General features: G+C 70.7%; 2 protein-coding genes. Both read right to left on the minus strand.

Annotated elements, in window-relative coordinates; genetic code table 11:
- Positions 1–168 precede the first annotated feature (168 nt).
- The gene (locus AB0D12_RS37930; protein WP_362693702.1) at positions 169–5,157 is read right to left on the minus strand and encodes a type I polyketide synthase; all 4,989 of its coding nucleotides are present in this window, start codon (positions 5,155–5,157) and stop codon (positions 169–171) included.
- Positions 5,158–5,314: 157 nt separating this feature from the next.
- Positions 5,315–12,067, minus strand: a 6,753-nt coding sequence (locus AB0D12_RS37935) for an SDR family NAD(P)-dependent oxidoreductase (RefSeq protein WP_362693705.1), incomplete at its 5' end; no start/stop codon positions are given.

Genomic DNA, 12,067 nt, shown 5'->3' on the forward strand with positions numbered 1-12,067 from the left:
GAGCGCGTAGGGGGCAGTTGCCCTACGGGAATTGCCTAGGGGGCTGACCATCCTGACCAATAACAGGCACGCCGTCAATAACCGTATCCGTTCGATACCTGGTTACTCGGTCACTTCGATACGGCGATGGGCGAATGCGGTGGCCGGCCCCCTGGATTCGGCCGCCGGTCAGGCGCGGCCGAGACCCTTGTTGATGAAGGCGAACAGCTCTTCGTCGCTCGCTTCCTGGAGCTGTTCGACATCGTCCAGGACACTGTCCGCCGCCCCGGCCCCACTTCCTGCTCCGTTTCCGTCGGCCGCCGCAGCCCGCGCCGCCGCGCCCGCCGGATCCTCGCTCTCGTTCCACTTCGCCAGCAGCGACTGGAGCCGCATGGTCACCCGGGCTCGTACGACGTTGTCGGCCGTGCCCCGCTCCAGTACGGCTTCCAGTTTGTCCAGCTCCTCCAGCAGCGGGGCCCCACCGGCCGCCGCGTCCGGCACGATCCCGGCACGCAGATAGGCGGCGACGGCGGCGGGCGTCGGGTGGTCGAAGACCAGACTGGCGGGCAGCTTCAGCCCGCTCACCGCGCCGAGCCGGTTGCGCAGTTCGACCGAGGTGAGCGAGTCGAAGCCGAGCTCCTTGAAGGCCCGGCCGGCCTCGACCGCCGCCAGGTCGGGATGGCCGAGGACCGCTGCGACCGCGGTACGAACCAGTTCGAGGAGCAGCCGCTCCTGCTCGACCTCGGGAAGTCCGGCGAGCTGCTGGGTGAGCGGCACTCCTCCGGCCAGGTCGTCGGCGGACTCACGCTCCGCGCTCTCGATGATCTGCCGGGCCTCGGGAAGCTCCAGGAGCAGCGGCCTGTCCCGGTCGGCGGTGAAGGCGAGGGTGAACCGCTTCCAGTCCATGTCGGCGACGGTCAGCGTCGTTTCGTCGCGGTCCAGGGCGTGCTGAAGCGAAGCCAGGGTCCGCTCGGGCGACATCGCGAGGATGCCGTGGCGGCGCATGCGGTCGCCCGCAGCGCTGTCGTCGCCGTCCGCGCTGCCCCAGGGGCCCCAGGCGATGGAGGTGGCGGGCAGTCCGGCCGCGCGGCGGTACTCGGCGAAGGCGTCCAGGAAGCTGTTGCCGGGTGCCTGGTTGCCCTGTCCGGGGGCACCGAAGGTGGCCGCGAAGGACGAAAACAGGACGAACGCCGACAGGTCGAGATCACGGCTCAGCTCGTGCAGATGGAGCGTCGCGTCGATCTTGACGCGCAGAACGGCCTCCACCTGCTCGGGGGTCAGCGTCTCGATGACGCCGTCGTCCACGACCGCTGCGGAGTGGATGACGGCGGTCAGCGGCTGGTCGGCGGGGACAGACGCGATGAGGGCGGTGACGGCGTCGCGGTCGGCCATGTCGCAGGCGGTGACGGTGACATGGGTGCCCAGCGCGGTCAGTTCGTCGCGGAGCTCGGTCGCGCCGGGTGCGTCCAGGCCGCGGCGGCTGGTGAGCAGCAGGTGTTCCGCGCCGTTCTCGGCGAGCCAGCGGGCGACATGCGCGCCAAGCGCGCCCGTACCGCCGGTGACCAATGTCGTGCCCTGCGGACGCCATTCCCGTACCGCAGCGGTGTCCGCGAGTCGCGCGCGGACCAGACGCCGGCCGAAGAACCCCGAGGCGCGGAGCGCCACCTGGTCCTCGGCGCCGTCACCGGCCAGCACGCCCGCGAGCCGGGCGAGCGTACGGTCGTCGAGGTCGGCGGGAAGGTCGAGCAGGCCACCCCAACGTCCCCCCTGCTCCATGGACGCGACGCGCCCGAGCCCCCAAACGAGCGCCTGCGCCGGGTCCGCGACCTGCTCGGAACGGCCGGTGGCGACGGCGCCGCGCGTGACGCACCACAGGGGCGCGGTCACGTCGGCGTCGCCGAGGGCTTGGGACAGCGCAAGCTCGGCGGCGAAGGCTCCCTCGCCGCCGAGGGCGAGGAGGGAGAGTACGCCGGCGGGCGCGGTCTCGCCCTTCCCGGCCCTCAGCGTCGCCGTGAGCCGGTCACGGTCGGCGGTGTCGGCGGAGACGGTCACGGTACGGACGTCGGCGCCGCGATCGGTGACCGTACGCAGGACGGCCTCGGCCCATGCGTGGGCCGGCCCGGTCAGGGCTTCGGGAACGGCGACCAGCCAGGTGCCCGAGAGCCGGGCGGTGGCGGGCTCGGGGATCCGCTTCCAGGTGACGCGGTAGCGCCAGCCGTCGACGGTGGACTGTTCACGGCTTTGCCGCCGCCACGACGACAGCGCGGGCAGGACCGTTTCCAACGAACCGATCGCATCGGAGGTGTCGAAGGCGAGGGTGCCGGCCAGTGCTTCGAGGTCTTCGCGTTCGACGGCTTCCCAGAACCGGGCATCGATCGCGTTCCCCGCCGAAACCGCAGCCGCCTCAACAGGCGCCGCCTCGGGCCAGAACCGCTGCGACTGGAAGGCGTAGGTGGGCAGATCGACCCGCTGAGCACCGGTGCCCGCGAAGACCGCATCCCAGTCCACGCCCACGCCCCGCACATACGCCTCACCCAGGGAGAGCCAGAAACGCTCCAGCCCACCCTCATTCCGACGCAGAGACCCAAGAACGGCAGCCTCACGGCCCGCGTCCTCCACCGTCTCCTGCATCCCGACACTCAACACCGGATGCGGGCTGGACTCAATGAACACCCCGAACCCCTGCTCCAACAACATCCGGGTCGCCTGCTCCAACTCCACCGTCTGACGCAAATTGCGGAACCAGTACCCGCCATCCAACTCCGGACCCTGCACCCACTCCCCGGTAACCGTCGACAGGAACGGAACCTCCGCCGCCTTCGGGGCAATCGGAGCAAGCAGCCCGGCAAGTTCCTCCCGCAGCAACTCCACCTGCGCCGAATGCGAGGCATAGTCCACGGCAATCCGCTTCGCCCGCACCCCGTCCGCCTCACACGAGACGAGCAACTCCTCCAAGGCCTCGACCTCGCCCGAAACCACCACCGACGACGGCCCGTTCACCGCAGCAACCGAAATCCGGTCCTCACCCCACCGAGCGATCCGCTCCCGCACATCCCCCGCCGCAAGAGGCACCGAGACCATGCCACCCAGACCCGCCAGCAGACGGCCGATCGCCTGACTCCGCAACGCAACCACCCGCGCCGCATCCTCCAACGACAAAATCCCCGCCACACACGCAGCAGCAATCTCACCCTGCGAATGACCAATCACCGCACCCGGACGCACACCAGCAGCCCGCCACACCTCCGCCAACGACACCATCACCGCAAACAACGCAGGCTGCACCACATCCACCCGCTCCAACGACGGCGCACCCTCCACACCCCGCAGCACATCCACCAACGACCAGCCCGTGAACGGCTCCAGCGCCTTCGCACACTCCCCCACCCGGGCAGCAAACACCGGCGAGGAATCCAGCAGACCCACAGCCATCCCCAGCCACTGCGATCCCTGACCCGGGAACACAAACGCCGCCTTACCCCCGACGACCGACCCCGTCACCACACCCGCAGCCATCGCCCCCGACGCCACCGCAGCCACACCCGCCGCATAATCACCCAGCACCACAGCCCGGTGATCCAACCCCGCCCGCGACGACGCCAACGACCAACCCACATCCAGCGCACCAGCATCCGGTGCACCCGCAAGCCAGCCCGACAACCGCTCCGCCTGCGCCCGCAACGCACCCGCACTCTTCCCCGACAACACCCACGGCACCACAGCAAGACCCGAACCCTCAACAGACACCACAGGCCCGCCGGACTCCTCCACCACCGGAGCCTGCTCCACAATCACATGCGCATTCGTCCCACTGAACCCGAACGACGACACACCCGCACGACGCGGATGCGTCGTCTCGGGCCACTCGGTCTGCTCCGTGAGCAGTGACACCGCGCCGGACTCCCAGTCCACGTGCGGCGACGGCTCGTCGATGTGAAGACTCCGGGGCAGCACGCCATGCTGCATCGCCAGCACCATTTTGATGACACCGGCCACACCGGCCGCGGCCTGCGTGTGCCCGATGTTCGACTTGACCGACCCCAGCAGCAGCGGCCGGCCGGCCGGCCGGTCCTGACCATAGGTGGCGATCAGTGCCTGTGCCTCGATCGGGTCACCGAGGCTGGTGCCGGTGCCGTGTGCCTCCACGACATCGACCTGATCGGTGGAAAGCCGGGCATTGGCCAGGGCCTGGCGGATCACGCGCTGCTGCGACGGACCGTTGGGCGCGGTCAGACCATTGCTCGCACCGTCCTGATTGATCGCGGAGCCACGGACCACGGCAAGCACCGGATGACCGTTCTTCAGGGCGTCGGAGAGCCGCTCCAGCAGCAGGACGCCCACGCCTTCCGCCGGGCCGAATCCGTCGGCGTCGGCCGCGAACGCCTTGCAGCGGCCGTCCGTGGAGAGCCCGCGCTGCTTGCTGAACTCGACGAAGAGTCCCGGAGTGGACATCACATGCACACCACCCGCGACGGCGAGCGAGCATTCCCCGGCGCGCAGCGCCTGCACGGCAAGGTGCAGGGCGACCAGCGAGGCCGAGCAGGCGGTGTCGACCGTGACCGCCGGGCCTTCGAGGCCGAAGGTGTACGAGAGCCTGCCGGACATCACACTGGAGGCGTTGCCGGTGCCCAGGTGCCCCGCGTAGTCTTCGGCCGCTTCCAGGAGCGGGGTGAGGTAGTCCGAGCCGTTGATCCCGACGAACACGCCGGACTGGCTGCCGCGCAGGGTCTGCGGGTCGATGCCCGCCCGCTCGAACGCCTCCCACGAGGTCTCCAGGAGCAGCCGCTGCTGCGGGTCCATCGCCATGGCCTCACGCGGCGAGATCCCGAAGAACGCGGCGTCGAACGAGGACGCGTCGCCGAGGAATCCGCCTTCGCGGGTGACGGACGTGCCCTGGTCGTCGGGGTCGTCCGAGAACAGGTTGTCGAGGTCCCAGCCACGGTCCGTGGGAAATTCGGTGAGCGCGTCCCCACCGTGGCGCAGCAATTCCCACAGCTCTTCGGGAGACCGCACGCCGCCCGGGAAGCGGCAGCTCATCGCCGTGATGGCAATGGGCTCATGGGCCTGGCTCTCGATTTCCCGCAGACGTCCGTATGCCTCGTCGAGATCCGTCGTGACTTTCTTGAGGTACTCGCGGAGCTTTGCTTCGTTCGCCACTGGCGCTTCACCTATTCGCATGGTCGAGATCGTGGAGGTATTCGCACGTACTCGGAATGTCTCGGGTCTCGGATCTCAGGGAGCAGATCTCAGGGGGCATTTCTGAGGGGGCATATCTCAGGAGGCAGGGGGTGGACGTACCGCCGGGGGGTGCCGGCGGTACGTCCGGGGCTACGGTTCAGCCCTGGCCGAACTTCTTGTCGATGAGGGCGAACAGCTCGTCGTCGCTCGCCTCTTCGATCTGGTTGGCTCCGGTCTCACCCTCCGCCTGACGGGCGTCGTTCCACTGGGCCAGCAGGGCCTGGAGGCGCACCGCCACCCGCGCGTGCGCGGCCTCGTCGCCGGCGGCCGCGGACAGCTCCGCGGGAGCCAGCGAGGAGAAGGTGCTCTCCAGCCGGTCGAGTTCCTCCAGTACGGAAATCTTGCGCTCCGCCGTGTCCGGAGCCACCTCGCTCAGCAGGTGCTGGGCGAGAGCGGCCGGGTTCGGGTAGTCGTAGATGAGCGTGGCCGCCAGCCGCAGGCCGCTGGCCGCACCGAGCCGGTTGCGCAGCTCGACCGCGGTCAGCGAGTCGAAGCCGAGTTCCTTGAACGCCTGCCCGCCACCGATGAGTTCGGCCGACTTGTATCCGAGTACGGCGGCCACCTGACCGCGCACCAGGTCCAGTACGGTCCGCTCCCGTTCGGCGGCCGACAGCGCGGTGAGCCGCTGGGCCAGCGTCCGCTCCTCCCCCGCGCCGTCCGTGGCCACGGCCTCCGCCGGACGACCCGCGCTCCGCGCGGACCTGCGCACCGGAGTCCGTACCAGACCGCGGAACATCGGCAGGATGCCGCCGTCCGCAGCACGGGCCCGCACGGTCGGGACGTCGATCCCGACCGGTACGAGTACGGCCTCGTCCGCCGCGAGGGCCGCGTCGAAGAGCGCCAGCCCGTCCGCCGACGAGAGCGGTGCGACACCGCCGCGCGCGGCCCGGCCCAGCTCGGCCTCGGTCAGCCGGCCCGCCATGCCGCGTTCCTCGGCCCACATGCCCCAGACCAGGGACAGTGCGGTGAGCCCGCGAGCCCTGCGGTGCCGGGCGAGGGCGTCGAGGAAGACGTTGGCCGCCGCGTAGTTGGCCTGCCCCGCGCCGCCGAGCGTGCCGGCCGCTGCGGAGAAGAGGACGAACGCCGACAGATCGAGATCGCGGGTCAGCTCGTGCAGATGGAGCGCCGCCTCGGCCTTGGGCCGCAGGACCCGGTCCACCCGCTCGGGGGTGAGCAGGTCCACGACTCCGTCGTCCAGGACGGCCGCGGTGTGCACGACCGCCGTCAGCGGATGCTCGGCGGGTACGGACTCGAGCAGCGCGGCCAGCGCGTCCCGGTCGGCCACATCACATGCCGCCCAGGTGACCTGCGCGCCCAACTCGGCCAGGCTCGCGGTGAGTTCCGCCGCGCTGTCGGCCTCGGCACCCCGGCGGCTGGTGAGCAGCAGATGCCGGACGCCGTGCTCGGCGACCAGATGGCGCGCGAAGAGCGCGGCGAGTCCGCCGCTCGCCCCGGTGATGAGGACCGTGCCCTCGGGATCGATACGGCGGCCGTTGCCCGAGGCCGCCTCCGCGCTTGTCCTGAGCAGGCGGGGGGCGTACACCGCACCCCCGCGTACGGCCAGTTCGGGCTCGGTCGAGGCGACGGCAGCGGGCAGCGCCCGGTAGGAGGCGTCATCACCGTCGAGGTCGATGAGAACGAACCGGTCGGGGTTCTCGGTCTGCGCCGCGCGCAGCAGACCCCACACCGGGGCGTGCGCCAGGTCGCCGGCCTCGGTGTCCCCGTCCGTGGCCACGGCTCCCCGGGTGACGACGACCAGGCGCGCGTGGGCGAACCGGCCGTTGTCGAGCCAGCTCTGCACCGTCGCGAGCGCGCGGTGCGTCGCCTCGCGCACCTCGTGTGCGAGGCGCGCGGCCTCCTCCGCCGAGTCGGCGGAAGCAGGCGCATCCGTGGCCGCGATGAACGGAACGCACACCGTTTCCGGCATCGCCCGCCCGGCCGCGACGGCCGCGTCGAGCGCGTCGAGATCGTCGTACGCCTCGGCGGTGAGACCCGTGGCCCCCAGCGCGCCCACAAGGGAGCGACCGTCACCGCCGCGGTCACAACCGACATCCCTGCCGACATCGCCGACGACCGTCAAGGCAGCGGCAGCCGGCTGCGCCGGAGTCGTTGTCCGCACCCAGCCGAGCCGGAACAGCGACTCGTGGCCGCCGTCCGGGACGACCGCGAACCGCTCGGCGTCGACCTCCTCCGTCACCAGCGCCTCGACCGACGCGAGGGGCGCGCCCTGCTCGTCGGCCAGTGCGACGGAGACGGTGTCCTCTCCACCCGGGGTGATCCGCAGACGCAGAGCGTCCGCCCCGACTGCGTGCAGCCGCACTCCGCGCCAGACGAGCGGTGTCCTGCCCGTGCCGCCGACGTCGGCCGCACCCTGCGGACCGGCCGCCAGCGCCTGCGAGGCGGCGTCGAGCAGGGCCGGGTGCAGAGCGAACCGGCCTGCGGACGGATGCAGTTCGTCGGAGAGCCGGGCCTCCGCGAACACCTCCTCGCCCCGCAACCACACCTGGGTCAGGGTCCGGAAAGCAGGCCCGTGGTAAAGCCCGGCGGCCGTCAGCCGGTCGAGCACCGCGTCGATGGAAACCTGCTCGGCTCCGGCAGGGGGCCACTGGTCGGCGCCGACAGCCGTACCGGCGTCGGCGTCGGTGTCGCCGGCGGTGCCGGTGGCGAGGAGCCCGCTCGCATTACGGGACCATGCCCCGCCCGCGAGCCCGGCCGAACCGGCCGCCTCCGCACGGCTGTGCACCTGCACCGGACGGCGCCCCTGGCCGTCCGCCGCTCCCAGGGTGAGGCGGAGCTGTACGGCGCCCGTCTCGGGGAGCCCGAGCGGCGCTTCGAGCGTCAGCTCCTCGACGACCTCGCACCCGACCTCATCCCCTGCCCGGATCGCCAGCTCGACGAAGGCGGCGCCGGGCACCACGACGGTGTCCGCCACCACGTGATCAGCGAGCCAGGGGTGCGTACGGAGGGAAAGCCGCCCGGTGAACAGGAACCCGTCCGAGTCGGGCAGCTCGACCGCCGCACCGAGCAACGGATGCCCGGCCGACCCGATTCCGACCGAGGCGACGTCGTCGAACTCGGCGAAGGAATCGACCCAGTAGCGCTCACGCTGGAAGGCGTAGGTGGGGAGGTCGACGCGGCGGGGACCAGTACCGGTACCGGAGAAGTACGCTCGCCAGTCGACCGGCGAGCCGTGACCATAGGCGTGGGCGAGGGCGGTGGTCAGGGTCTCTGGCTCGGAACGTCCCTTGCGGAGGGCGGGCGCGAAGATGCTCGCGTCCGTGTCGCCGGTGAGGCAGTCCTGGGCCATGGCGGACAGGACCCCGTCGGGGCCGAGTTCGATGTAGGTGGTGACGCCTGCGGCTTGCAGGGTGCGGATGCCGTCCAGGAACCGGACAGCCTCGCGGACATGCCGGACCCAGAAGTCGGCCGAGCCCATTTCGTCGGTGACGAGCGTGCCGGTCAGGTTGGAGACGATGGAGATGCGCGGAGACTCGTACGAGATGCCCTCGGCGACCTTGCGGAAGTCGGCGAGCATGCCGTCCATGTGCGGCGAGTGGAAGGCGTGGCTGACTGTCAGGCGCTTGGTCTTGCGGCCCTGAACCTCGAAGCTGTCTGCGATCGAAGCAGCCGCGTCCTCGTCGCCGGCGATGACGACCGACTGCGGACCGTTGACGGCGGCGATGCTCACCCGGTCGGTGAGCAGCGGCAGAACGTCGTCCTCCGATGCCTGCACCGCGACCATCACGCCACCGGCGGGCAGCGACTGCATCAGACGGCCACGGGCGGCGACCAGCGTGCAGGCATCGTCCAGGGACAGCACCCCGGCCACGTGAGCTGCGGCGATCTCGCCGATGGAGTGACCGGCCAGGAAGTCCGGCTTCAGGCCCCAGCTCTCCACCAGCCGGAACAGAGCCACCTCCACCGCGAACAGCGCAGGCTGTGTGTAAGCCGTCTGGTCGAGAGCATCATCGTTGGACCCGAACAGGACGTCTTTCAGCGGCACTTCAAGGTCCAGACGAGCGCACACCTCATCCAGCGCATCCGCAAACACCGCATACGCCTCGTACAGCTCACGTCCCATGCCGAGCCGCTGGCTGCCCTGCCCCGTGAACAGGAACGCCGTCTGCTGGTCCGAGCCCGCCACACCCTGTACCACCTGCGTGGCGGACTCGCCCGTCGCCAGAGCGGTCAGCGCCTGGCGGAACTCATCGCGGTCTCCTGCCACGAGCACGGCACGGTGGTCGAGCGCTGCCCGGCCGGTCGCGAGCGAGTGACCGACGTCCACCGGGCGGAGGTCGCCGTGGGCGTCGAGGTGGGCGCGCAGGCGTTCCGCCTGGTCGCGCAGGGCCGCTTCGGTCCTGCCCGAGAGAACCCACGCCGAGGTGGCAGGGCTGTTCTCCGGTCGCTCGGCGCCGGACTCGCCCGGCTCCTGGACCGGCGGTGCCTGTTCCAGGATGGTGTGGGCGTTCGTACCGCTCACACCGAACGACGAGACGCCCGCCCGGCGCGGACGGCCGGTCTCCGGCCACTCCCGCTTCTCCGTCAGCAGGGCGATGTCGCCCGCCGTCCAGTCGACGTGCGGGGTCGGCTCGTCGACGTGCAGGGTCTGCGGCAGCACCCCGTGCTGCATCGCCAGCACCATCTTCATCAGACCCGCCACGCCGGCTGCGGCCTGAGTGTGGCCGATGTTGGACTTGATCGAGCCGAGCAGCAACGGCCGGCCGTCAGGCCGTCCCTGGCCGTAGGTGGCAAGCAGGGCCTGCGCCTCGATCGGGTCGCCGAGCTTGGTGCCCGTGCCATGGGCCTCCACCACGTCCACATCCGCGGCCGACAGTCCCGCGCCGGCGAGGGCGGCCCGGATGACGCGCTGCTGGGACGGGCCGTTCGGGGCAGTGAGTCCGTTGCTCGCACCGTCCTGGTTGACGGCGGAGCCTCGGACCACGGCAAGCACCGGGTGGCCGTTGCGCTGTGCATCGGACAGGCGCTCGACGAGCAGCATGCCGACACCCTCGCCCCACCCCGTACCGTCCGCAGCCGCAGCGAACGCCTTGATACGGCCGTCCTCCGCAAGACCACGCTGACGGCTGAACTCGACGAACGCGCCCGGCGTGGACATCACCGTCACACCACCGGCCAGCGCCAGCGAGCACTCACCATTACGCAGTGCCTGCACCGCGAGATGGAGCGCCACGAGGGACGCGGAGCACGCCGTGTCGACCGTGACCGCAGGGCCCTCCATACCGAACACATAGGAGAGCCGACCGGAGACGACACTCGCCGAGTTTCCGGTGCTCATGAAGCCGTCACCGCCGTCTGCGGAGTTCAGCACGAGCGAGAGGTAGTCCTGGCCGTTGGTGCCGACGAAGACACCGGCCTGACTGCCCCGCATCGAGGACGGGTCGATCCCGGCCCGCTCGAAGGCTTCCCATGACGTTTCGAGGAGGAGCCGCTGCTGCGGGTCCATGGCCACCGCCTCGCGCGGCGAGATCCCGAAGAAAGCAGGGTCGAAGTCCGCGGCGTCGTAGAGGAACCCGCCCTCGCGGGCGTACGGGGCATCCTGCGCGGACTGCGGCCCGAACAGCGACTCCGCGTCCCAGCCACGGTCGGCCGGGAACTCCCCGATGGCGTCCCCGCCGGTCGCCAGGAGCTGCCACAGGTCTTCCGGGGTCCGCACCCCGCCCGGGAAGCGGCAGCTCATGGCCACGATCGCGATCGGATCGTCGTCGACGGCCTTCGCCACCGGTCCGGTCACCACGGTCTTCGTGCCGAACAGTTCGCCCCGCAGGTACTCCGCCAGGGCGGCGGAGGTGGGGTAGTCGTAGATCAGCGTGGCCGGGAGCCGCAGCTCGGCGGCCGCGCCGAGCCTGCTGCGCAGCTCGACCGCGGTCAGCGAGTCGAAGCCGAGCTCCTTGAACGCCCTTCCCGCGCCGACGCTTTCCACTCCGGTATGGCCGAGTACCGCGGCCACTTCCCTGCGTACGAGATCAAGCAGCAACCGGTCCTGCTCGGCAGCGGACAGCTCCGCCAGCCGCTGGGCCATCGAGTGATGGCCATGGGCAGCAGCGCCGCCGCCCTGACCTGCGGTGTCACCTCGCTGGGCGAGAGCGCGCCGGGCTTCGGGCAGTTCGGCGAAGAGCCTGCTTGCGCGTACGGCGGTGAAGCCGGGCGCGAACCGCTCCCAGTCCACGTCCACAACCGTGACGACGGTGTCGTTCGCGCCCAGGGCCCGCTGGAGCGCGTTGACGGCCGAGTCGCCACCCATGGGCGGTACGCCGCCCCGGCGCATCCGCGCGTCCATCGCTTCGTCGGCGGCCATGCCGCTCTCGGCCCACGGGCCCCACGCGAGCGACGTGGCCGCGAGACCATCGGCACGGCGCTGCTCGGCCAGAGCATCCAGGTAGGCGTTCGCGGCGGCGTAGTTGGCCTGACCTGCGGTACCCCAGGTACCGGTGACGGAGGAGAAGAGGACGAAGGCGGTGAGCTCGATACCGAGCTCACCCGTCAGCTCGTGGAGGTTGCGGGCCGACACTGCCTTCGCGCGCAGAACGCTGTCGATACGGTCCGGAGTCAGGGCGTCCAGGACACCGTCGTCCAGAACACCGGCCGTGTGCACCACAGCCGACAGCGAACCCGCTTCCAACTCCAACAGAACACGCAGCGCCTCACGGTCAGCCACATCACACGCCACCACCGAAGCCTGCACACCGAGATCCATCAGCTCGGCAATCAACTCTGCAGCACCCGGAGCGTCCGGCCCGCGACGACTCGTCAGTACAAGACGCTCCACACCCGCCCCGGCCAGCCACCGCGCAACCCGACCACCCAACGCACCCGTACCACCCGTAACCAG

Origin of the sequence: Streptomyces sp. NPDC048479 (assembly GCF_040651435.1) — a bacterium.
In the GTDB taxonomy this organism is placed as follows: Bacteria; Actinomycetota; Actinomycetes; order Streptomycetales; family Streptomycetaceae; genus Streptomyces.

Bases quoted from the DNA above. Each gene is read 5' to 3' on its own strand.
- AB0D12_RS37930 (WP_362693702.1), bottom strand. From the start codon at position 5,157: ATGCGAATAGGTGAAGCGCCAGTGGCGAACGAAGCAAAGCTCCGCGAG.